Origin of the sequence: Kaistia granuli DSM 23481 (genome assembly GCF_000380505.1) — a bacterium.
GTDB classification, from domain to species: Bacteria; Pseudomonadota; Alphaproteobacteria; order Rhizobiales; family Kaistiaceae; genus Kaistia; species Kaistia granuli.
Window position 1 is genome coordinate 175762 of the sequence record NZ_AQYH01000020.1, and the last position, 22187, is coordinate 197948.

Genomic DNA, 22187 nt, shown 5'->3' on the forward strand with positions numbered 1-22187 from the left:
CAGATCCGATGACCGAACCGACGAGCAATCCAGGACGCAGCCCGGTTCCGGCGATGGTCGGCATATGCGCTCTCATCCTGATCCTGGCGGCGATGTACTGGGCGCAGAACGTGTTCGCGCCGCTGACCTTCGCGCTGCTCCTCATCGCCATGCTGTGGCCGTTCCAGCGGGCCTTGCAGTCCCGCATGCCGCAGCTGCTGGCGCTGTTGTTCAGCCTGACGGTGACCATCGTGGTAATGGTGCTGTTCTCGTCGCTGCTCGCCTGGAGCCTGAGCCGGGTCGGGCGCTATGCGCTCAGCGACACGGCGCGGTTCCAGACGATGTATAGCGAATTGGCCGTCTGGCTCGAGGGCAGGGGCATCGTCGTATCCGGGCTCTGGGAGCAGCATTTCAACGCCAGCTGGGTCATCCGCATCGTCCAGCATGTCAGCGGCCGCCTCAACACGACGCTGACCTTCCTGCTCGTCGTGCTGATCTATGTCATGCTGGGCCTGCTCGAAGTCAGCGCGATCGGTCGCAAGCTCGCCGGCTTCAAGCCTGGCAGCGTTGGCCAGGCGTTCCTCATTGGCAGCGGCGAGACCGCCGCCAAGCTCCGCCGCTACATGTGGGTGCGCACGCTGATGAGCATCATGACCGGCGTGCTGGTCTGGGGGCTGACCTATGCCGCCGGTCTCAGCCTGTCGGCCGAGTGGGGCGTGATCGCCTTTGCGCTCAACTACATCCCGGTGATCGGGCCGCTCTTCGCCACCGTTCTGCCGACGCTGTTTGCCATCGCGCAGTTCGAGACGTGGCAGGCGGCGGTGCTGGTGTTCGTCTTGCTCAACCTGATCCAGTTCCTGGTTGGCAGCTATCTGGAACCCCGGATCGCCGGCAATGCGCTGTCAATCTCGCCGGTGATGGTGCTGTTCGCCGTTTTCTTCGGCACCTTCTTGTGGGGGATCGCCGGCGCCTTCATCGGTGTGCCGATCGTCATCGCCGCCGTGACGATCTGCGCCCATCACGAATCGAGCCGCTGGATCGCCGATATCCTGGGCGTCGGGCCGGCCGAAACGTCCAAGAACTAGGCAGGGGTTAACACGCCCCGTCCTGGTAACCTCCCGTTACCCCAGCGACGACGGCGCCGCCGCCTCTTGGTCCGGCGCCGGCACCACCACCCGTTCCGGCCGTGCCAATGTCAGGGTGCCGTCCGCCCGATGCAGGGTGTGGATGTAGAAATAGCTGTCGACGGCATTGGTGCCCTCCATCACCGGCGAGGGCGCCGAGATGATGGGCAGTCCGCCGCTCTCGCCGATCCAGTCGACATGGCGATGGCCGTGCAGGACGATGGCGCGTCCGGCGAAGCGGCCGATCCAGCGCATGAACCAGCTGCCATTGATCAGCGCCGTGCCGATCCGTTCCGACAGCGCCTTGGCCGGCTGCGGATATTCGACGACGTGGTGGTGCAGCGCGATCAGCCAGCTCGCATCGGGATAGTCGGCCTTGACGGCGTCCATCGCCCGCGCCTGCTCGAGCGAGACCATGCCGAGCGCGTTGGTGAAGGAGAAATGCGTCTCGGCGTTCGAGTTCAGCACCAGGATGCCGAGGCCGTCGGGGCGCGAGGGCGGCTGCACCAGCGGGAAGACCGTCGCCCATAGCTCGGAGATTGCCCCGCCGGCCCGGCGCGAGCCACGGTCGGCGAAGGCCTCGACCGGCTCGCGGCGCGCCGCCATGGCGGCGGCGAGTGTGTCGCCGAGATCGCGCCGCTCGCGGTCGACGACATGGTAGCGCTCGCCCTGCAGCTGCGTCATCGCCGACAGGGTCCGCAATTGCCGCAGCCGCTTGTTCGGGCTCATCGGCAGGTCCATGCGGGCCGGATTGGTGCGGTCGACGACGTTGACGTCGTGATTGCCCGGCAGGATCGTCACCAGAGCAGCGAGCTCCGGGTAGGGCTCCAGCGCGTCGAGAAACTCCGCCCATTCGGTCGAAAGGCCGGCATCGGTCATGTCGCCGGTGATCAGGATGGCGTCGAGCGGCTCGGCGGCGTGCACGGCGGCGAGCCTGGCCAGCGTCGCCGCGAACTTGTCGTTGCCGCGCGGGCCGACCCGGCCGCTTTCGATCCGGAAGCCGTAGCGTTCGCCGACCGTGTGGATGTCGGAGAGATGGGCGACCCGCCAGCGCGGCGCGCCCGGGGCGGCGGGGCGGAAGGCGGTGAAGGTGCGCGGCTGCGCCATGGTGGCGTCGGCGATGCCCCAGATCAGCGCGGCGATGGCGAGATAGAGCGAGAGCAGCACGACGCCATTGGCGACGGCGACCAGCGCCAATTGGCGCGGCGCGGCGAGATCGGCCAGCGTGCCGACCCAGCGCGTCGCCGGCCAGACCAGCAGCGCCAGTCCGAGCGCCAGCGCGAACACGATCAGCCCGGCGACGGCGGCGGTGACGGCGCGCGCCCTGGCGATCGTCTTCGGCGGCGCGTTGGAACGCGACAGCAGGCGGTGTTCGGTCAAGTGGCGCAGGGTTTCGCGGCAGAGCGCATAGAGCGGCTGCACGGCGACGGAGTTCAGCGACCAGAAGCTGCTCTCGAGCATGCGGAAGGCCCGCCGCCCGCCGAACCAGCCGATCAGGCCGAGGGCTGCCAGAAAGAGCAGGGGGGCGAGGCCGGTATAGACGATCGCCGCCTGACGTGAGGCGATCCGGAGCCAGATCGACAGGAGAACCGGCACCAGCCCGAGGGCGAGCGCCGGCAGTCCCATCAGCAGCGTCCAGGCGATGATCAGCTTGATCGGGCTGATCTCTGCCAAGAGCGACCCGGCGATCGCCAGCAGCGACCGCTGCTTGGTGCTGGACGCGTCGTCTTCAATATCGCCCCCGCGGGGGTCCACCATCGGCTTCATCCGCGGCTCCGGCGCAGGGGCGACATCATGCTATCGGCTCAGCTGGTGCTGCCGGCGGGCGTCGTCGACGGCGCTGCCTCGGGGGCAGGGGCGGCCGTCGCGTCCGAGGGAGCGCCGAGCGCGTCGCGGAGCGCCCGCTCCTGTTCGTCGGTCAGCGAGGTCCGCATGACCGTGCCGCCGACGCCGCGCAGGTCGGCGAGCACCTTGTCGGTGGTCATCTTGCGGATCAGCAGGAACAGGCCGGCATTGCCGGGAGCCAGCGATTCCGCGGCGTCCTTCATGAACTGGTCATTGATGCCGACATCGGTGAGCTTGCCGCCCAGCGCGCCCGAGGCGGCGCCGATCGCTGTGCCGACCAGCGGCATCAGGAAGATGAAGCCGACCAGCGTGCCCCAGAAGGCACCCGACACCGCGCCGGCAGCCGTCGTGTTGACCAGCTGGTTCAGCTTGATGCGACCCTTGTCGTCGCGCACGGCGACAACCGCGTCGGCGAGCTCGATCAGGTACTCCTTCTGCATCTCCAGGACCTTCTCCCGGACTTCTTCAGCCTTCTGCTCGGAAGGGAAGGCGATGAATACGAGGTCGCTCATTGTAGACTCCATCGTTCAGGACGATTTCGAACAGGCTGCCGGTTTGCCCGGTCAGCGGCTCGCGGGCGGCCGCCGGGTCGCGGGCGAGGCCCGGCCGACGCGGCTACCATATCCTGCCGATCGAATATTGCGAGCGTGCGGAATCCCATCCGCGGGCGTTGCGTCCCAAATCGCGGCCACCGACGTCCGGTTGCGCCTTCAACAGCGCGTGAGGCGAGCCGAATGGCCGCATTCGGACTGAAAGGATCGATTGCCGCAGGGTGGAAATTAGCGGTGGAAACGTCGGGCTTGACCAAAAGAACAAAACGTGAACAAATGAGATATCGACAGTCCGATTAGGAGATAGCCATGACAGCCTATATCCGTGACGCGGCAGCCCTCGGCGCCTTGATGCTCTTCATCGCGATGATCGGCCTGTGGTCGGATCTGCTCGTCGCCATCGTCTGACCGGCAAGGGCGGGAGAAAGGCGGCCGCGTGATGGACAGGCGGGCTGCTCTCGCCGTAAATCGGGCGGAAGAGGATCGCCTGATGAGTCATATCGCCCGGGACGTCGGATTTGTTCACCTGCGGGTCCACTCCGCCTATTCGCTGCTCGAAGGGGCGCTGCCGCTCAAGACGCTGATCAAGCTGGCGGCGGCGGACAAGATGCCGGCGCTGGGCCTGACCGATACCGGCAATCTGTTCGGCGCGCTGGAATTCTCCGAGAAGACGGTGGAGACCGGTATCCAGCCGATCATCGGCTGCCAGGTCGCCATTCAGTTCGATGACGGCTTCGAGCCGTCGCGGCGGCCGGTCTCCGGCCAGAAGACGCTTTCCGATCTTGTCATGATCGCGTCGAACGAGGCCGGCTACTGGAACCTTGTCCGCCTGGTCTCGCGGGCCTTCATGGAGACGGATGCCGGCGACAAGCCGCATATCAAGTTCGCCGATCTCGAGGAATCGCATCAGGGCCTGATCGTCCTCACCGGCGGCGGCGCCGGACCGCTCGACCAGGCGATCCGGGTCGGGCAGGGCGCCTTCGCCGAGCGGCGGCTGGAGCGCATGGCCGGCCTGCTGGGCGACCGGCTCTATGTCGAATTGCAGCGCCACAGGACGATCGAGGAGCAGCGGGCCGAACCGGAGCTGATCGATCTCGCCTATCGCCACGGCCTGCCCTTGGTCGCGACCAACGAGGCGTTCTTCCCGAAGCGCGACGACTACGAGGCGCATGACGCGCTGGTCGCCATTGCCGAGGGTGCGGTGGTGGCCGACGAGAAGCGCCGGCGGCTGACGCCCGAGCACTATTTCAAGTCGCGCGCCGAGATGGTCGAGCTGTTCGCCGACCTGCCGGAGGCGACCGACAATTCGGTCGAGATCGCGCTGCGCTGTTCCTACAGGCCGATGAAGCGCAAGCCGATCCTGCCGCGCTTCGCCGGCGCCGACGCCGAGCCCGAGGCGGCGGAGCTGGCCGAGGTCGCGGCGCTGCGCGATCTCGCCAGAACCGGCCTCGAGAAGCGGCTGGCCTTCCATGGCCTCGCGCCGGGGCTGACCGACAAGGACTATTGGGACCGGCTGGAATTCGAGCTGTCCGTCATCGAGAAGATGAAGTTCCCCGGCTACTTCCTGATCGTCGCCGACTTCATCCAGTGGGCGAAGTCGAAGGATATTCCCGTCGGGCCGGGCCGTGGTTCGGGCGCCGGCTCGCTGGTCGCCTGGTCGCTGACCATCACCGATCTCGATCCGATGCGCTTCGCGCTGCTGTTCGAGCGATTCCTCAATCCCGAGCGCGTGTCGATGCCGGACTTCGACATCGACTTCTGCCAGGACCGGCGCGGCGAGGTCATCGACTACGTCCAGCAGAAATACGGCGCCGCCCAGGTGGCGCAGATCATCACCTTCGGAACGCTGCAGGCGCGCGCCGTGCTGCGCGACGTCGGCCGCGTGCTGCAGATGCCGTACGGCCAGGTCGATCGGCTGTCGAAGATGGTGCCTCAGAACCCGGCCAACCCGGTCTCGCTGGCGCAGGCGCTCATCGACGAGCCGCGCCTGCGCGAGGCGCGCGACGAGGATCCGGCGGTCGCCCAGCTGCTGGGCATGGCGCAGAAGCTCGAGGGCTTGTATCGCCACGCCTCGACCCATGCCGCCGGCATCGTGATCGGCGACCGGCGGCTCGATGCGCTGGTGCCGCTCTATCGCGATCCGCGCTCGACCATGCCGGTCACCCAGTTCAACATGAAGTGGGTCGAGAGCGCCGGCCTGGTCAAGTTTGACTTCCTCGGCCTGAAGACGCTGACGACGCTGTCGACGGCGCTGAAGCTGATCGCCAAGCGCGGCATCGAGGTCGATCTCGCCGCCATCCCGCTCGACGACCGGGCGAGCTACGACATGCTGACGCGGGGCGAGACCGTCGGCGTGTTCCAGCTGGAAAGCCAGGGCATGCGCAAGGCCCTGATGGGCATGCGGCCGGACCGGTTCGAGGACATCATCGCGCTCGTGGCGCTCTATCGTCCGGGCCCGATGGACAACATCCCGACCTACAACGCCCGCAAGCATGGCGAGGAGAAGCCGGACTATTATCATCCGCTGATCGAGGTCGTGCTCAAGGAGACGCACGGCGTCGTCATCTACCAGGAACAGGTGATGCAGATCGCGCAGATCCTGTCCGGCTACTCACTCGGCGAAGCCGACATGCTGCGCCGTGCCATGGGCAAGAAGATCAAGGCCGAGATGGATGCGCAGCGCGACCGCTTCGTGGTCGGCGCCGTCAAGCAGGGGCTGACCAAGGACCACGCCAACACCATCTTCGACATGTTGGCCAAGTTCGCCGACTACGGCTTCAACAAGAGCCACGCGGCGGCCTACGCGCTCGTCGCCTACCAGACCGCCTATCTGAAGGCGAACTACCCGGTCGAGTTCCTCGCCGCGTCGATGACGCTCGACATGGGCAATACCGAGAAGCTGAACGATTTCCGCCGCGAGGCGATGCGTCTCGGTATCACTGTCGAGTTGCCCAGCGTCAACCGCTCCGGTGCGGTGTTCGACGTCGAGGAGGGGCGCATCCTCTATTCGCTGGCGGCGGTCAAGGGCGTCGGCAGCCAGGCGGTCGAGCATCTGGTCGAGAGCCGGGCCGACCGTCGTTTCCGCGATCTCTCCGATTTCGCCGCCCGGATCAATCCGCGCATCCTGAACAAGCGGACGCTGGAAAGCCTGATCTGCGCCGGCGCGCTGGACGGGCTCAATCCGGACCGCGCCAGCGTCATGGCCGGCGTCGAGCGGATCATGGCGATCGGCAACCGGGTGGTCGAGGGCGCCGCCATCGGCCAGGACGAATTGTTCGGCGAGGGCGGGCAGGGCGAGACGCTGACCCTGCCGGCGGTCGATCCGTGGATGCCGTCCGAGCGGCTGCAGCGCGAGCATGCAGTCGTCGGCTTCTATCTGAGCGCCCACCCGCTCGACGAATACGGGCCGATCCTGAAGAACATGCGGGTCCAGACCTGGGCGGAGTTTTCCGAATCCGTCCGTCTCGGCGCCGCCGCCGGTCGTCTGGCCGGCACGGTGACGACGCGGCAGGAACGCCGGACGAAATCCGGCAACAAGATGGGCATCGTCCAGTTCTCCGATCCGACCGGCCAGTTCGAGGCCATCCTGTTCTCCGAGGCGCTCAACGAATATCGCGACCGGCTGGAGCCCGGCCAGTCGGTCATCCTGCAGGTCGGCGCGGAAGACCGGCCCGAAGGCATCAGCATCCGCATCGTCACGGTGAAGCCGCTCGACCAGATCACGACCGGCATCAAGCAGCTGCGCGTGTTCCTGCGCGGCGAGGAGCCGCTGCAGAGCCTCGAACGCCATCTGCCCAAGGGCAGAGGGGACGGCGATGTCAGCCTGGTGCTGATGCTGGACAAGGGCCAGAAGGAGGTCGAGGTGCAGCTGCCGGGCCGCTACCAACTGTCGCCGCAGATCGCCAGCGCGCTCCGCGCCGTCAGCGGCGTCGTGCAGGTGGAGCTGGTGTAGTCATTGCCATGCGGCGATGACACGCTCGCCGTCATCCCGTCCCCCGAGACGGCATCCATCCAGCCGGGTTGGGAAATCTGTCGCCACCCTCCCCATCTTGTGTTGATGCAGTGCGGCGAAACGCTTGCGCTCTGGCCTTTCGCCGCCTATAAGGCGCGCATTCCACACGTGGGGCTCGGGCTCCGGCGGCGATTTGCGAATCGTCCGACGGAACCCACCGGTGTCGCAATCGCGGCTTTCCCCACGGAGGTTAGAACCGGTAAAAGGAGATAGGGCCATGGCTCTCCCGGATTATTCGATGCGTCAGCTGCTCGAGGCAGGCGTTCACTTCGGTCACCAGAAGCATCGCTGGAACCCGAAGATGGCGCCGTACCTGTATGGCGTCCGCAACAACATCCACATCATCGACCTGGCCCAGACCGTGCCGATGCTGCATCGTGCGCTCCAGGCTGTCAGCGACACGGTCGCCGGCGGTGGTCGCGTTCTCTTTGTCGGCACCAAGCGCCAGGCTTCCGAGCCGGTCGCCGCGGCTGCCAAGCGTTGCGCCCAGTACTATGTCAACTCGCGTTGGCTCGGCGGCATGCTGACGAACTGGAAGACGATCTCGCATTCGATCCAGCGCCTGCGTCACCTCGACGAGCTGCTGTCTTCGGACGTGCAGGGCCTGACCAAGAAGGAGCGTCTGACGCTGTCGCGCGAGCGCGACAAGCTCGAGAACGCCCTTGGTGGCATCAAGGACATGGGCGGCATTCCGGACCTCCTGTTCGTCATCGACACGAACAAGGAAGCACTGGCCATTCAGGAAGCCCGTCGCCTGAACATCCCGGTCGCGGCCATCATCGATTCGAACTCGGATCCCGATGGCATCACCTACCCGATCCCCGGCAATGACGACGCCGGCCGCGCGCTGACGCTCTATGGCGACCTGGTCGCCCGCGCTGCCCTCGACGGCATCCTGCGCGCTTCGGGTTCGGCTGGCATCGATCTCGGCGAGCAGGAAGAAGTCTACGAAGAGGCTCTTCCGGTCGAGGAAGTCCCGGCTGAGGAAGCCCCGGCCGCTTCGGTCTGATGTGAACGCGCCGTCGCACGCCAAGCGCGATGGATCGACTGAAACAAACGCAGCCGGGCGCTTTTGCCCGGCTGTTCGTTAGAACAACGTGAAACGAGGCAGACGATGACCATTTCCGCTTCGATGGTGAAGGACCTGCGCGAGAAGACCGGCGCGGGCATGATGGACTGCAAGGCGGCGCTGATCGAGAACGGCGGCGACGTCGAGGCTTCGATCGATTGGCTGCGGACCAAGGGTCTGGCCAAGGCGGCGAAGAAGGCCGGCCGCGTCGCGGCTGAGGGTCTCGTCGGCGTTGCGTCGTCGGGCCTGAAGGCGGTTGTCGTCGAGGTCAATTCCGAGACCGATTTCGTCGCCCGCAACGCCGAGTTCCAGCAGCTGGTACTCAACGTCGCGCAGGCAGCGCTCGACACGGACGGTTCGGTCGGCGCTGTCGCCGCTGCGACCTTCCCCGGCTCCGACAAGAATGTCGAGCAGGCGATCACCACCGCCGTCGCCACGATCGGCGAGCACATGAACCTGCGCCGCTCGGCCGCCGTCACCGTCAATGACGGCGTCGTCGCCAGCTACATCCACTCGGCCGTCGCGCCGGGCATCGGCAAGATCGGCGTTCTCGTCGGCCTCGAGTCGACCGGCGACAAGGACCAGCTCCTCGCGCTCGGCCGCCAGGTCGCGATGCACATCGCCGCCACCAACCCGCTGGCCGTTCGCAGTGAAGAGCTCGACGCCGACGTTGTGGCGCGTGAGCGCTCCGTCTACGCCGAGCAGGCGCGCGAGTCCGGCAAGCCGGAAGCGATCATCGAGAAGATGGTCGAGGGTCGCGTCCGCAAGTTCTATGAGGAAGTCGTGCTTCTCTCGCAGGCCTTCGTGATCAACCCCGACCTGACCGTCGAGAAGGCCCTCAAGGCCGCCGAGGCGGATGTCGGCGCGCCGATCGAGCTGAAGACCTTCGTCTCGTTCCGCCTCGGTGAGGGCGTCGAGAAGGAAGAGTCCGATTTCGCCGCCGAAGTCGCTGCGGCCGCCGGCACGAAATAATCGGGGAACACCAGTTCCTTCGCGAAAAACAATGGGGCGCCGGATGACAATCCGGCGCCCTTCGTGTATCCGGAGGCGCATTTCATAAAGTGAAGAGGAAGCTAGTATGGCGGAATCGGTCCGTTTTCGACGTGTCCTCCTCAAGGTCTCCGGCGAAGCGCTTCTGGGTGATCAGCCTTTCGGCATCGATGAGAAAGTCATCGACCGGATCGCCGGCGAAGTCGGGCAGGCGGTCGAGCTGGGCGTCGAAGTCGGCCTCGTCGTCGGCGGTGGAAATATTTTTCGCGGCATGACCATCGCGAAGGCGGGCGGCAATCGCGTCGCCGGCGATCACATGGGCATGCTGGCGACCGTGATGAACGCCATCGGCATGCACGAGGCGCTCGAGCGTCGCGGCGTCTCCTCGCGCGTGTTCTCGGCGGTGCCGATGCCGACGATCTGCGAGACCTTCAGCCAGCAGCGTGCCGAACGCGCCCTGAAGCGCTCGAAGGTCGTGCTGTTCGCCGGCGGCACCGGCAATCCCTTCTTCACCACGGATTCGGGCGCGGCGCTGCGCGCGGCCGAGATGGGCTGCGAGGCGCTCTTCAAGGGCACCAATGTCGACGGCATCTATTCCGCCGACCCGCGCAAGGACCCGAACGCCGTCCGTTTCGAGCGCATGACGCATGCGGACGTGCTGTCGCGCGGCCTGCAGGTGATGGACACGGCCGCCGTTGCACTCGCTCGTGACAACGGCATTCCGCTTGTCGTATTTTCGATCCAGGAACCCAACGCGTTCGTCGATATCCTGCGCGGCCAGGGCCGTGCGACGGTTGTCGCTGACGATTGATGTTCGCTGCCGCAATGTCGTCGGCGCGCCAATATATGAGGATGCCATGAACTTCGACGATCTCAAGCGCCGCATGGACGGTGCCGTCTCCGTCCTGAGGACCGAGCTTGCCGGGCTTCGCACCGGGCGCGCGTCCTCCAGCATGCTCGACCCGATCGTCGTCAACGCCTATGGCTCGCATATGCCGATCACGCAGCTGGCGACGATCAGCGTTCCCGAGCCGCGCCTGATCATGGTGCAGGTCTGGGACCGCGCCACGGCCGGCGCCGTCGAGAAGGCGATCCGCGAGTCGAGCCTCGGCCTGAATCCGGTCGTCGAGGGCCAGGTGTTCCGCATTCCGATCCCGGAGCTCAACGCCGAGCGCCGCCAGGAATTCGTCAAGGTCGCGCATAAGTATGCCGAAGCCGCCCGCGTCTCGGTCCGCCATGTCCGTCGTGACGGCATTGACGGGCTGAAGAAGAGCGAGAAGGACGGCATGAGCGAGGACGAGAGCCGCAAGCTCTCCGAGAAGGTCCAGAAACTCACCGACGACACCATCGCCGAGATCGACGCGATCCTCGCGGCGAAGGAAGCGGAGATCACGCAGATCTGATCGGGCGGGGATAGCCATGAACTCGAATGCCGACGATTCGGGTGCCGAGCTCCTGGCGAAACCCACAGGCGTCGCCGCGGCGCCCCTGAACGTGCCGCGTCACGTTGCCATCATCATGGATGGCAACGGGCGCTGGGCCCAGGGACGTGGCCTGTCGCGCACCGAGGGACACCGGCGCGGCATGGAGTCCGTCCGCACCGCCGTCGAGACCTCGCGCGAACTCGGCGTCTCCTACCTGACGCTGTTCAGCTTCTCGTCCGAAAACTGGTCGCGGCCGCCGCTCGAGGTGCAGTTCCTGTTCGGCCTGCTCCGCCTGTTCATCCAGCGCGATCTGGCCGAGTTGCACCGGAACGGCGTGCGCGTCACCGTCATTGGCGACCGCGTCAAGCTCGCCGCCGACATCCGCTCGCTGCTCGACCAGGCCGAGGCGCTGACGCGCGACAATACCGGCCTGCGTCTCGTCATCGCCTTCAACTATGGCGCGCGCGACGAGATTGCCCGGGCGACGAGGCGGATCGCCGAGGAAGTCGCGGCCGGGCGCCTGTCGCCGGACGCGATCGACGAGAATACCGTCCAGTCCTATCTCGATACGGCCGGCATGCCCGATCCGGATCTCGTCATCCGCACCAGCGGCGAGATGCGGCTGTCCAATTTCCTGCTTTGGCAGGCGGCCTATGCGGAACTCGTCTTCATCCCCGCCTTCTGGCCTGATTTCGATCGCGCGGCCTATCTGCAGGCGATCGAGGAATATTCGCGTCGCGTGCGGCGCTTTGGCGGAATTGCCGCCCGGAGGAGCGGTTGAAATCCCATCATCCCGCGGGTTCGCCCGCGCAGGGCGGCCAATCGGGGCGGAGCGAACTCCGCCTCAGGCTGCTGTCGGCGGCCGTGCTCATCCCGATAGCCCTGGTCGCGACATGGTGGGGCGGATTGCCCGCCTTCCTTCTCGTCGCGCTCGTCGCCGCGATCGTCTTCTCCGAATGGGCGAATATCGTCGGCCGCTCGCCGCGCCTGCTGCCGTCGACGCCGGATGTGTCGATCGGCACGGCCTTCGTCGCGCTGGCCTCGATCACCGCCGGCATGCAGGGGCTCGGTGTCGGCCTGGCCGTGCTGGTCGCCGGCATGATCGGCGTGGCGCTGTTGTCGCGCTCGGCCTGGCTGGCCGGCGGCGTCGCCTATGCCGGTCTTCTCGGCGTCTCGCTTTCGGCGCTTCGCGCCGATCCGGCCTACGGGCTCGCTTCGGTCACCGTGCTGCTCGTCCTGGTCTGGGCGACGGATAGTTGCGCCTATTTCGCCGGCCGGACCATCGGCGGCGCCAAGCTCTGGCCGCGCGTCTCGCCGAAGAAGACATGGTCCGGTTCAATCGGCGGGCTGGTCGGTGGCGTCACCCTGGCGGCGATCGTCGCCTACGCCTTCGGCATGCGCATCGGGCCGATGCTGATCCTCTGCCTGGCGCTGCTGTCGATTGCTTCGCAGGCGGGCGACCTTTTCGAATCCGCCATCAAGCGTCATTTCGACAGGAAGGATTCGAGCCGGATCATTCCAGGACATGGCGGCATGATGGATCGTGTCGACGGGTTGATCTTCGCGGCCGCCGGCGCTGCGCTGATCGGCTGGCTCCATCTCGGCGAGCATCAGGTCGGGCAGGGGATGCTGTCATGGTGAGGAGCCCCGCCATCACGGCCGGGGGGATTCGCTTTGACAAGCCCTTTCGCACGGTCTCGATCTTCGGCGCCACCGGCTCGATCGGCCGCAGCACCGCCGACGTCATTCTCCAGCATCGCCAGGCCTTCGCCGTTGAAGTCGTCACGGCGCAAAGCCGCGTCGACGGGCTGGCCGAGATGGCGATCCGGCTCGACGCCCGCCTTGCGGTCATCGGCGACGCCAGCCTGTTCGAGGCGCTGCGCACGAGGCTTTCGGGCACCGGGATCGCCGTCGCGGCGGGGCCGGCGGCCATCGTCGAGGCCGCCTCGCGCCCGGTCGATCTCGTCGTCGCGGCGATCGTCGGCGCCGCCGGGCTGGAGCCGACGCTGGCGGCGATCGATGCCGGCGCCGATATCGCGCTCGCCAACAAGGAATGCCTGGTCTGTGCCGGCGCCCTGTTCAATCGGCGCGCCGCCGCGGCCAATGTCCGCATCCTGCCGGTCGATTCCGAGCACAATGCCATCTTCCAGTCGCTGGAAGCGGCCAATGTCGGCGCCGTTGAGCGGATCACGGTCACTGCCTCCGGTGGGCCGTTCCGCACCTTCTCGCTGGACGAGATGCGCCGGGTGACGCCCGCCCAGGCGCTCAAGCACCCGCGATGGTCGATGGGTCCGAAGATCTCGATCGATTCGGCGACGATGATGAACAAGGGCCTCGAGCTGATCGAGGCGCACCATCTGTTCGACATCGGTTCGGATCGGCTGGACGTGCTGGTGCATCCGCAATCCGTGGTGCACGGCTTCGTCACCTATGCCGATGGCTCTACGGTGGCCCAGCTCGGCGCCGCCGACATGCGGATCCCGATCTCGCACTGCCTGAACTGGCCCCACCGTGTCGCGACGGCAACGCCGCGTCTCGATCTGGCCGCGATTGGTACGCTAACCTTCGAAAAGCCGGATTTGGAGCGCTTTCCAGCGCTGTCGCTCGCCCGGGATGCCCTCGTAAGGGGCGACTGGGCCACCAATATACTGAACGCGGCCAACGAGGTCGCCGTCGGGGCGTTTCTCGAAGGCGCGATCGAGTATCTGGAGATCGCGGCGACGGTCGAGAAGGTGCTCGAACGGGCGACGGCCACGGTCGGCGGCACGGAATTCGCGACGGTCGAAACCGTCCTGGCGCTCGACGCCGAAGGCCGGCGGCTCGCCGGCGAGCAGATTGAATTCCGGGGGCGACGCGCCAGCTGATGGCGCCGCGCGCGGAAGCGGAAAGGTATTGAGGAATGGACTTTCTGGCCCCTCTGGGACAATTCGGATCGAGCACGCTCGGCTATCTGATCCCGTTCCTGTTCGTCTTGACGATCGTCGTGTTCTTCCACGAGCTCGGGCACTTCCTGGTCGCCCGCTGGTGCGGCGTGCGCGTCAAGGCGTTCTCGATCGGCTTCGGGCCTGAGCTGATCGGCTTCAACGATCGTCGCGGCACGCGCTGGAAGATCTCCGCCATTCCGCTCGGCGGGTATGTGAAGTTCCTCGGCGACGAGGACGCGGCCAGCACGCCGAGCCGCGACACGATCGCCGGCATGTCGGAGGAGGACCGCAAGGACACCTTCTTCGCCAAGAATGTCTGGCAGCGCGCGGCGATCGTCGCCGCCGGCCCGATCGCCAACTTCATCCTCGCCATCGTCATCTTTGCCGGCATCTTCACCCTCTACGGCCGTGAAGTGACGAGCGCGCGCGTCGACCAGGTCGTCACCGGCGGCGCCGCCGAGACGGCCGGCTTCAAGGTCGGCGACCTCGTCCTCTCGATCGACGGCGCACCGATCGCCTCGTTCAACGACCTGCAGCGGATCGTCAGCGCCAGCGCCGACGAATCGCTGACCATCGTCGTCGAGCGCGACGGCGGCGAGGTCACGCTGCAGGCGACGCCGCAGCGCCGCGAGATCACCGACCGTTTCGGCAATGTCCACAAGATTGGTCAGCTCGGCCTGTCGCGCAGCGCGTCTGCCGCCGACGTCAAGCTGGAGCGTTTCTCGCTGCCGCAGGCGGTCGTGCTCGGCGCGCAGGAGACCTGGTTCATCGTCGACCGCACCTTCGACTATATCGGCGGCATCTTCACCGGCCGCGAGTCGACCGAGGAGCTCGGCGGGCCGATTCGGGTGGCCCAGGTTTCCGGTCAGGTGGCGACGCTCGGCGTGGTTGCGCTCATCAATCTGGCTGCAATCCTGTCGGTCAGCATCGGTCTGCTCAATTTGTTCCCAGTCCCGATGCTCGATGGCGGGCATCTGATGTTCTACCTGTTCGAGATCATCCGCGGGAAGCCGCTCAGCGCGCGCGCTCAGGACATCGGCTTCCGCATCGGCCTGGCCGCCGTGCTGATGCTGATGCTCTTCACAACTTGGAACGATATCATTCACTTGAGTTCCCTTTGACCGAGCGTGGCCGCTCGGCAACGGACCGTTAAATTCCTTCGTGTCACACTAGGGCTCGGCTTGCGAACGGGTTGGGCGCATGCCACAAAGCTGCAGTCGATCAGTCCGGTATACGAATCCCGTCATGGGGTTCGGACTGGAAAGTCAGAATAGAACAGGGCGTTTGAACCCAATGAATTCCTTCAAGACTTTCACGCGGGGAGCCGCACGTGCCGCGGCCATCACTGTGGCCGTCCCGGTGCTTGCCGCGCAAATGTCCGTCATTGGGGCAACGTCCGCCCAAGCTGACGTCGTGCGTAACATCGTCGTGCAGGGTAATACGCGCGTCGATCCCGAGACCGTGCGCAACTATCTGTCGATCGAGCCGGGCCGCAATTTCGGTCCCGCCGAGATCAACGAATCCGTCAAGGCGCTCTACGGCACCGGCCTGTTCTCCGATGTGAAGATCTCGCGTCAGGGCAACTCGCTGATCGTCAGCGTCAAGGAAAACAACGTCGTCGGCACCGTCCGCTTCGAGGGCAACAAGAAGCTCAAGAAGGACATGCTGCAGCCGATCATCGAGACCAAGTCTCGCGGCGTGCTGACCCAGGAGAAGCTGGACGGCGACGTCGAGCGGATCAAGGAAGCCTACCGCCGTAACGGCCGTTCCGAGGCTGGCGTCTCCGTCGTGACGACGCCGCGCGACAATGGCCGCATCGACGTCACCTTCAAGATCGACGAAGGCACGCGTACCGGCATCTCGAGCATCAATTTCGTCGGCAACAAGCACTTCTCGAGCGGCCGTCTTCGCGATGTGATGACGACGAAGCGCACGAACATCACGAGCTGGCTGTCCAAGCGCGACATGTTCGACGAGTCGCGCTTCGAGGCCGACCAGGAACTGATCCGCCGTCTCTACATGCGCAACGGCTTCGCCGATTTCCGCATCGTCTCGGCCGAGGCCAATTTCAACGAGGCGACCAACCGCTATGACCTGGTCGTCACGGTCGACGAGGGTCCGCGCTACCGCTTCGGCACCGTCAACGTCGATTCGTCGATCCCCGAGGTCGATGCCGCCAATCTGCGCGGCCTGGTCCGCACCCGTGAGGGTCGCGTGTTCAACTCGAACCTGATCGAGCGGACGACCGAGGATCTCAGCACGGCCGTGGCGCGCAAGGGCTATTCCTTCGCCCAGGTTCGTCCGCGCGGCGATCGCAACTACGAAAACCGCACGATCGACGTCACCTATCTGATCGACGAAGGCCCGCGCCTCTATGTCGAGCGCATCAACGTCAGCGGCAACACCCGTACGCGTGACTATGTCATCCGTCGCGAGTTCGACCTGTCGGAAGGCGATGCGTTCAACCGCGTGATCGTCGACAAGGCAGAGCGTCGCCTCAAGAATCTCGGCTACTTCAAGACGGTTTCCGTGACCACCCAGCCGGGCAGCGCGCCCGACAAGGTCGTCATCGACGTCCAGGTTGAAGACCAGTCGACCGGTTCGTTCCAGATCGGCGGCGGCTACACGACCGACCAGGGCGGCGGCTTCATCGCCCAGGTGTCGATGACCGAGAAGAACTTCCTCGGCCGCGGCCAGTACCTGAAGATCGCGGTCGGTGGCGGCGTCGACGATCGCACGGCGAACCTCTCGTTCACCGAGCCGTACTTCCTCGGCCGCCGCATGTCGCTCGGCTTCGACGTGTTCTACAACCAGTCGAAGGAAACTGACTTCCGCGCCTACAACATGGACACCTATGGCGGCACCATCCGCCTGGGCCTGCCCATCACGGACGATTTCAACGTCCAGTTCAACTACAAGCTGGTCCAGCGCGACGTGAAGTCGTATGGCAGCCAGTACTCGGCCGACTACACGCCGCCGAATGATATTCTGCAGACCCTCTATCCGCTCGGGACGTGGGTCAACTCGTCGGTCGGTTACCAGCTGACCTATTCGACGATCGACAACATCAACGATCCGCGTGACGGCGTCTTCGTCCGCTTCGCGCAGGACTTTGCCGGTGTCGGTGGCGACGGCCAGTTCGTCCGCAGCTCGATCGATGCGCGCTACTACAAGGAACTGTGGCCTGATTCGAACATCGTCGGCTTCCTGAAGGGCGGTGCTGGCAACATCACCGGCTTCGGCGGCAAGGACGTGTCGGTCCTCGACAACTTCTACCGTGGCGGCGAGACGATCCGCGGCTTCGAATCGCTCGGTTATGGCGGTCGCGTGCAGGGTAACGCCAGCGACTACGCCATCGGCGGCAAGAACTACTGGAACGTCACGGCGGAAGCCCAGTTCCCGCTGCCGCTGTTCCCGGAAGAGTTCGGTCTGCGTGGCGCCGTGTTCGCCGATGCCGGCTCGCTCTGGGGCCATGACGATCTCGCGGGCCTCGATGTCCAGGACAGCTCGACCGTTCGTTCGTCGGTCGGCGCGTCGATCATCTGGAACTCGCCGTTCGGCCTGCTGCGCGCAGACTTCGCCGAAGCCCTGTCCAAGGCGGACTGGGACAAGACGCAGGTCTTCCGCTTCAGCGCTGGCACGCAGTTCTGATAGCCTCTATAGAGAGTTGCAAGGCCGCCGGGTGAGCCGGCGGCCTTTCTATTTGTGGACCCAACGGCATGGCTGATCCCGTCTTCTTCGCGCCGTCAGGGCCGATCACGCTCGACGACATCGTTGCCCTGACCGGGGCACGGATCGCCAACGGCATCGAAGGCTCCCGGATCATCCGCGGCGTGGCGCCGCTGGATCAGGCGCGCGCCTCCGACCTGACCTTCATCGACAATCCGCGCTATCTGCCGCTGCTCGCCGATACCGAGGCGGCCGCCTGCTTCTGTTCGCCGAAGCAGGTCGCCTCCGTCCCGGCTGGCGTCGCAGCGCTGGAGGCGGCCAAGCCCTATGAGGCCTATGTCGCCGTCCAGGTGAAGCTCTATCCGGGCGCGCTGCGGCCGGCTCTCGTCTATGGCGCGGGTATTTCGCCCGGCGCGCATGTGCATGAGACGGCTCGGCTCGAGGCCGGCGTCACCGTCGAGCCCGGCGCTGTCGTCGGCGCCGGTGCCGAAATCGGCAGCGGCACCATCATCGGACCGGGCGCCGTCATTGGCGCCAGCGTCCGGATCGGCCGCGATTGCTCTATTTCTGGTGGAACAACTGTCACCAACGCCTTGATCGGAAACAGGGTTATCCTGCATCCGGGCGTACGGATCGGCCAGGATGGCTTCGGCTATCTGATGAGTGGCAAGGGCCATTCCAAGGTGCCGCAGATCGGCCGCGTCGTCATCCAGGACGATGTCGAGATCGGCGCCAACACGACGGTCGACCGCGGCGCCAATCGCGACACGGTGATCGGCGAGGGCACCAAGATCGATAACCAGGTCCAGGTCGGACACAACGTCGTCATCGGCCGGCATTGCGTCATCGTTTCGATGGTGGCGCTTGCCGGCAGCGTGACGCTGGGCGATTTCGTCGTCCTCGGCGGCCAGGTCGGCGTCAACGGCCATGTGACGATCGGCGCGGGCGCGCAGGTCGCGGCGACGTCGAGCGTCAAGGACGATCTCGCGGCAGGCGGGCGCTATGGCGGCGCGCCGGCGCGAAACATCAAGGAATGGTTCCGCGAGGAGGTGGCTTTGCGCCGCCTCGCCCAGCGCGAGGCCAGGACCGGACACAAGGATACGCAGGGGGATTGAGCCCATGACCGTGACCGACGAAACAAAAGAACTCGGATCGGCCGACATCCAGAAGATTCTGGAATTGCTGCCGCATCGCTATCCGTTCCTGATGGTCGATCGCATCGTCGACATCGACCGCGACGAGAGCGCCAGGGGCATCAAGAACGTCTCCTTCAATGAGCCGCATTTTCAGGGTCATTTCCCTGGGCATCCCGTCATGCCGGGTGTTCTGATCCTCGAGGGCATGGCGCAGACGGCTGGTGCGATCTGCATTCGCAACGCCGGCACGGACGGTCCGCCGCGCGTCGTCTATCTGATGACGATCGACGGGGCGAAGTTCCGCAAGCCGGTCGTTCCCGGCGACGTGCTCGAATATCACGTCCGCAAGACGCGTTCGCGTGGCGTCGTCTGGAAGTTCCAGTGCGAGGGCATCGTCGCGGGGGCCAAGGTCGCAGAGGCTGAGATCAGCGCCATGCTGATCGATCAGTGAACGGAGCTTCATGAGCAACATCCATCCCACAGCCGTCATCGAGGACGGCGCCCGCATCGGCGCCGACGTCCGCGTCGGCGCCTTCTCGCTGATCGGCAGCGACGCGGTTCTCGGCGACGGCGTGGTGGTCCACAACCACGTCTCGATCGCCGGCCGGACCACTGTCGGCGAGGGCACGACGATCCACCCGTTCGCCTCGCTTGGCGGCAACCCGCAATCCGTCCACTACAAGGGCGAGCCGGGACTGGTGACGATCGGCAAGAACTGCGTCATCCGCGAGAATGTCACGATCAGCATCGGCTCGGTCGGCGAACGGCGCGAGACCAAGGTCGGCGATCGCTGCTTCCTGATGACCGGCGTGCACATCGCGCATGATTGCTCGCTCGGCAATGACGTCATCATGGCGAATTGCGCGACGCTGGGCGGCCATGTCGAAATCGGCAACAACGTCTTTCTCGGCGGCCTCTGCGCGCTGCACCAGTTCGTGCGCGTTGGCGACCAGGCGATCATCGGCGGCCTCTGCCCGATCTGGCACGATGTCATTCCGTTCGGCGCCGTCCGCGAGGGCGCGGAAGGTCTCGGCGGTCTCAACATCATCGGCCTGAAGCGTCGTGGCTTCGACCGGCCGCAGATCCAGCGCCTGCGCGCGGCCTATCGCGACCTGTTCTTCGGCCCCGGCCAACTGGCCGAGCGCATCGAGACGGTCGCGGAGCGCTATGCCGACGACGCAAACGTCATGCATGTGGTGGATTTCATCCACCGGCGTGGCAAGCGCCGGTTGACGACGCCGCGCAGCGTGGCGACCGAACATCACGACGCGGACGCGTGAGAGGCCGGCCGTGACGGAAGCGGCCGTCCCATCCCCGAGCGCGCCCGAACAAGGCACGCTCGGCATCATCTGCGGCGGCGGGGCATTTCCTGTCGTCGTCGCCGAGGCGGCGCTCAAGGCGGGCCGCAAGGTGTTCCTGCTGCCGATCCACGGTTTCGCGGAGGCGGCCGCTGTCGAGCACTATCCGCACGAATGGATCCATATTGGATCCTTCGGCAAACTCTCCTCCGTGCTCCGCCGTAATGGCTGCCGCCAGGTCGTCTTCGTCGGCACCGTGCTGCGTCCGAGCATTGCCAAGCTTCGGGTCGACTGGGGCTCGCTGAAGCTGATCCCGCGCGTGCTCGGCATGTTCCGGGGCGGCGACGATCACCTTTTGACGGCCGTCGGGCGGATCTTCGAAGAGCATGGCTTCGAACTGGTCGGCGCACATGAAATCGCACCCGACATCCTGGTGCCAACCGGCGTGCTCGGCGCCCATCGGCCGAGCGCCGAGGATCTCGAGGCGGCGAATTTCGGCCTTGACGTCGTCCGTGCGCTCGGCCAGTTCGACATCGGCCAGGGCGTCGTCGTCGGCGGCCGCCGTGTGCTGGCGGTCGAGGCGGCCGAGGGCACGGATCTGATGCTGGAGCGCTGCCGGGATCTGCGTGCCAATGGCCGCATCAAGCTGCGCCAGAAGGCCGGCATGCTCGTCAAGGCGCCGAAGCCCGGCCAGGACCGCCGGCTCGATCTGCCGTCGATCGGCCCCCGGACGATCGAGCTCGCCGCCGAGGCCGGGCTTGCCGGTGTCGCGGTCGAGGCCGGCGGCGTCATCGCAGCCAATATCGAGGACATCATCCGCATCGCCGACGAGACGGGCCTGTTCATCATCGGACTTGATTCATGACCGTTCCCGCCGCGCGGCCGCTCGACGTTTTCCTCATCGCGGGAGAGGAATCGGGCGACATTCTCGGCGCCGGTCTGATGCGGTCGCTCGACGGCCAGTGGAGTGGCTCGCTGTCGTTCCGGGGCGTTGGCGGCCACCGGATGGTCGGGGAGGGGCTGACCAGCCTCTATCCGATGGATGATCTGACCGCGATGGGCTTCGGCGCCGTGCTCGCCAAGCTGCCGACCTTCGTGAAGCGGATGAAGGAGACGGTCGAGGCGATCGTCGCCAATCCGCCCGACATCCTGGTTCTGGTCGACGCGCAGGACTTCAACCGCCGCGTCGCCGGCCGCGTCCGCAAGCGCCTGCCGCATCTGCCGATCGTGAAATATGTCGCGCCGACGGTCTGGGCCTGGCGGCCGGGCAGGGCGCGGAAGATGTACGGCATCATCGATCATGTGCTGGCGCTGCTGCCCTTCGAGCCCGCCGTCATGCGCAAGCTCGGCGGCCCGGCGACAACCTATGTCGGTCATCCTCTCTTGAGCGAGGTTCCCGATCTGCAGCCGAGCGGCGCCGACCTCGCCGTGCGCAACGGCATGCCGTCGAAGCTGCTGGTGCTGCCCGGCAGCCGCCGCATGGAGCTTCGTCGCCTGTCCGGCCCGTTCGGCGCGGCGCTGGGCCTGCTCAAGGCGCGCGGCATCGATTTCGATCTCGTCCTGCCGACGCTGCCGCGTCTCGAGGAAGCGGTCCGCGAAGCGACGCGCGACTGGCCGGTGCGGCCCGAGATCGTCACGGGCGAGGCGGCGAAGCTGACGGCCTTTCGTCAGGCCCGCGCCGCGCTGGCGGCGTCGGGCACGGTGACGCTCGAACTGGCGCTGGCCGGCGTGCCGCTGGTCGCCGGCTACCGCGTTTCCGACTGGGAGGCGCGGATTGCCAAATATGTCATCGTCGGGCGTTTCGCGACCCTGCCCAACGTCGTGCTCGACGGTCCCTATGTGCCGGAGTTGATCCAGCAGGACTGCACGCCGGAAAAGCTCGCCGACGCACTGGCGCCCCTGATTGCCGACGGCACGGCGCGCCAGGCGCAGCTCGATGGCTTCGCGCGTCTTGACGCGCTGATGAGCACTGGCGGCGTGCCACCCTCCGACCGGGCGGCGGCGACGGTGCTGGCGGTACTGGCGCAGGCTCGGGGCTGAGCCCTCCCGCCCGTCTGTCTCAGCCGAACGTCCGTTGGGCCGAGCGTCATCGAGACGAAGTCGCCAACCCACCCACGCACTGCCGTCGCCCCGGGCTTGACCCGGGATCCATTCAGCCGGGTTGTT

General features: G+C 66.2%; 18 protein-coding genes. 16 read left to right on the forward strand and 2 right to left on the reverse strand.

Annotated elements, in window-relative coordinates:
- The first annotated feature begins 8 nt into the window (after positions 1-8).
- A complete protein-coding gene (locus tag G342_RS0122425; protein WP_018185418.1) occupies positions 9-1064 on the forward strand; it encodes an AI-2E family transporter in 1056 nt (351 codons plus the stop codon).
- Positions 1065-1100: 36 nt separating this feature from the next.
- On the opposite strand, the gene G342_RS0122430 is transcribed toward G342_RS0122425, so the two are convergent.
- Entirely contained in the window at positions 1101-2861 is a 1761-nt protein-coding gene (locus tag G342_RS0122430; protein WP_245557324.1) for a metallophosphoesterase family protein, read from the reverse strand.
- Between the two features lie 47 nt (positions 2862-2908).
- Positions 2909-3460: a DUF1269 domain-containing protein gene (locus G342_RS0122435; RefSeq protein WP_018185420.1), complete on the reverse strand. Its 552-nt coding sequence runs from the start codon at positions 3458-3460 to the stop codon at positions 2909-2911.
- A gap of 529 nt (positions 3461-3989) precedes the next feature.
- On the opposite strand from G342_RS0122435, the gene dnaE reads away from it, so the two are divergent.
- The 15 genes from dnaE to lpxB all read left to right on the forward strand — a co-directional run bounded on the left by dnaE (position 3990) and on the right by lpxB (position 22061).
- On the forward strand, positions 3990-7451 hold the full coding sequence (gene dnaE, locus G342_RS0122445) for a DNA polymerase III subunit alpha (RefSeq protein ID WP_018185422.1): 3462 nt from the start codon (positions 3990-3992) through the stop codon (positions 7449-7451).
- Between the two features lie 277 nt (positions 7452-7728).
- Complete coding sequence (rpsB, locus tag G342_RS0122450; RefSeq protein ID WP_018185423.1) at positions 7729-8520, forward strand: 30S ribosomal protein S2; 792 nt, start codon at positions 7729-7731, stop codon at positions 8518-8520.
- A 105-nt stretch (positions 8521-8625) separates the two neighbouring features.
- Positions 8626-9552 (forward strand): translation elongation factor Ts, encoded by a 927-nt coding sequence (gene tsf / locus G342_RS0122455; RefSeq protein ID WP_018185424.1) that lies wholly within the window; start codon positions 8626-8628, stop codon positions 9550-9552.
- A 106-nt stretch (positions 9553-9658) separates the two neighbouring features.
- A complete protein-coding gene (gene pyrH, locus G342_RS0122460) occupies positions 9659-10381 on the forward strand; it encodes a UMP kinase (RefSeq protein WP_018185425.1) in 723 nt (240 codons plus the stop codon).
- Between the two features lie 46 nt (positions 10382-10427).
- The gene (gene frr / locus G342_RS0122465) at positions 10428-10973 is read left to right on the forward strand and encodes a ribosome recycling factor (RefSeq protein WP_040879286.1); all 546 of its coding nucleotides are present in this window, start codon (positions 10428-10430) and stop codon (positions 10971-10973) included.
- A 16-nt stretch (positions 10974-10989) separates the two neighbouring features.
- Entirely contained in the window at positions 10990-11775 is a 786-nt protein-coding gene (locus tag G342_RS0122470; RefSeq protein WP_018185427.1) for an isoprenyl transferase, read from the forward strand.
- Positions 11772-12635 carry a phosphatidate cytidylyltransferase gene (locus G342_RS0122475; protein ID WP_018185428.1) on the forward strand — a complete coding sequence of 288 codons (864 nt, stop codon included), beginning with the start codon at positions 11772-11774 and terminating at the stop codon, positions 12633-12635. The genes G342_RS0122470 and G342_RS0122475 overlap by 4 nt, the downstream gene beginning before the upstream one ends.
- Positions 12629-13858, forward strand: coding sequence for a 1-deoxy-D-xylulose-5-phosphate reductoisomerase (dxr, locus tag G342_RS0122480; protein WP_018185429.1), 1230 nt, complete (start codon positions 12629-12631; stop codon positions 13856-13858). The genes G342_RS0122475 and dxr overlap by 7 nt, the downstream gene beginning before the upstream one ends.
- 35 nt (positions 13859-13893) lie before the next feature.
- Positions 13894-15039, forward strand: a complete 1146-nt coding sequence (rseP, locus tag G342_RS0122485; protein WP_018185430.1) for an RIP metalloprotease RseP — start codon at positions 13894-13896, stop codon at positions 15037-15039.
- A gap of 292 nt (positions 15040-15331) precedes the next feature.
- Positions 15332-17569, forward strand: coding sequence for an outer membrane protein assembly factor BamA (bamA, locus tag G342_RS0122490; protein ID WP_198010855.1), 2238 nt, complete (start codon positions 15332-15334; stop codon positions 17567-17569).
- A gap of 68 nt (positions 17570-17637) precedes the next feature.
- Positions 17638-18702: a UDP-3-O-(3-hydroxymyristoyl)glucosamine N-acyltransferase gene (gene lpxD / locus G342_RS0122495; protein WP_018185432.1), complete on the forward strand. Its 1065-nt coding sequence runs from the start codon at positions 17638-17640 to the stop codon at positions 18700-18702.
- Between the two features lie 4 nt (positions 18703-18706).
- Positions 18707-19174: a 3-hydroxyacyl-ACP dehydratase FabZ gene (gene fabZ, locus G342_RS0122500; RefSeq protein ID WP_018185433.1), complete on the forward strand. Its 468-nt coding sequence runs from the start codon at positions 18707-18709 to the stop codon at positions 19172-19174.
- A gap of 10 nt (positions 19175-19184) precedes the next feature.
- The gene (gene lpxA / locus G342_RS0122505) at positions 19185-20003 is read left to right on the forward strand and encodes an acyl-ACP--UDP-N-acetylglucosamine O-acyltransferase (RefSeq protein ID WP_018185434.1); all 819 of its coding nucleotides are present in this window, start codon (positions 19185-19187) and stop codon (positions 20001-20003) included.
- A 10-nt stretch (positions 20004-20013) separates the two neighbouring features.
- Positions 20014-20886: an LpxI family protein gene (locus G342_RS0122510; protein ID WP_018185435.1), complete on the forward strand. Its 873-nt coding sequence runs from the start codon at positions 20014-20016 to the stop codon at positions 20884-20886.
- The gene (gene lpxB / locus G342_RS0122515) at positions 20883-22061 is read left to right on the forward strand and encodes a lipid-A-disaccharide synthase (protein WP_018185436.1); all 1179 of its coding nucleotides are present in this window, start codon (positions 20883-20885) and stop codon (positions 22059-22061) included. The genes G342_RS0122510 and lpxB overlap by 4 nt, the downstream gene beginning before the upstream one ends.
- The last annotated feature ends 126 nt before the right edge of the window (positions 22062-22187 follow it).

What these genes read in the sequence shown, in the direction of transcription:
- dnaE (WP_018185422.1), top strand. Translation starts at nt 3,990, where the DNA reads ATGAGTCATATCGCCCGGGACGTCGGATTTGTTCACCTGCGGGTCCAC.
- G342_RS0122435 (WP_018185420.1), bottom strand. Translation starts at nt 3,460, where the DNA reads ATGAGCGACCTCGTATTCATCGCCTTCCCTTCCGAGCAGAAGGCTGAA.
- G342_RS0122425 (WP_018185418.1), top strand. Translation starts at nt 9, where the DNA reads ATGACCGAACCGACGAGCAATCCAGGACGCAGCCCGGTTCCGGCGATG.
- G342_RS0122430 (WP_245557324.1), bottom strand. Translation starts at nt 2,861, where the DNA reads ATGGTGGACCCCCGCGGGGGCGATATTGAAGACGACGCGTCCAGCACC.
- rpsB (WP_018185423.1), top strand. Translation starts at nt 7,729, where the DNA reads ATGGCTCTCCCGGATTATTCGATGCGTCAGCTGCTCGAGGCAGGCGTT.
- G342_RS0122470 (WP_018185427.1), top strand. Translation starts at nt 10,990, where the DNA reads ATGAACTCGAATGCCGACGATTCGGGTGCCGAGCTCCTGGCGAAACCC.
- lpxB (WP_018185436.1), top strand. Translation starts at nt 20,883, where the DNA reads ATGACCGTTCCCGCCGCGCGGCCGCTCGACGTTTTCCTCATCGCGGGA.
- frr (WP_040879286.1), top strand. Translation starts at nt 10,428, where the DNA reads ATGAACTTCGACGATCTCAAGCGCCGCATGGACGGTGCCGTCTCCGTC.
- pyrH (WP_018185425.1), top strand. Translation starts at nt 9,659, where the DNA reads ATGGCGGAATCGGTCCGTTTTCGACGTGTCCTCCTCAAGGTCTCCGGC.
- fabZ (WP_018185433.1), top strand. Translation starts at nt 18,707, where the DNA reads ATGACCGTGACCGACGAAACAAAAGAACTCGGATCGGCCGACATCCAG.
- lpxA (WP_018185434.1), top strand. Translation starts at nt 19,185, where the DNA reads ATGAGCAACATCCATCCCACAGCCGTCATCGAGGACGGCGCCCGCATC.
- lpxD (WP_018185432.1), top strand. Translation starts at nt 17,638, where the DNA reads ATGGCTGATCCCGTCTTCTTCGCGCCGTCAGGGCCGATCACGCTCGAC.
- dxr (WP_018185429.1), top strand. Translation starts at nt 12,629, where the DNA reads ATGGTGAGGAGCCCCGCCATCACGGCCGGGGGGATTCGCTTTGACAAG.
- tsf (WP_018185424.1), top strand. Translation starts at nt 8,626, where the DNA reads ATGACCATTTCCGCTTCGATGGTGAAGGACCTGCGCGAGAAGACCGGC.
- rseP (WP_018185430.1), top strand. Translation starts at nt 13,894, where the DNA reads ATGGACTTTCTGGCCCCTCTGGGACAATTCGGATCGAGCACGCTCGGC.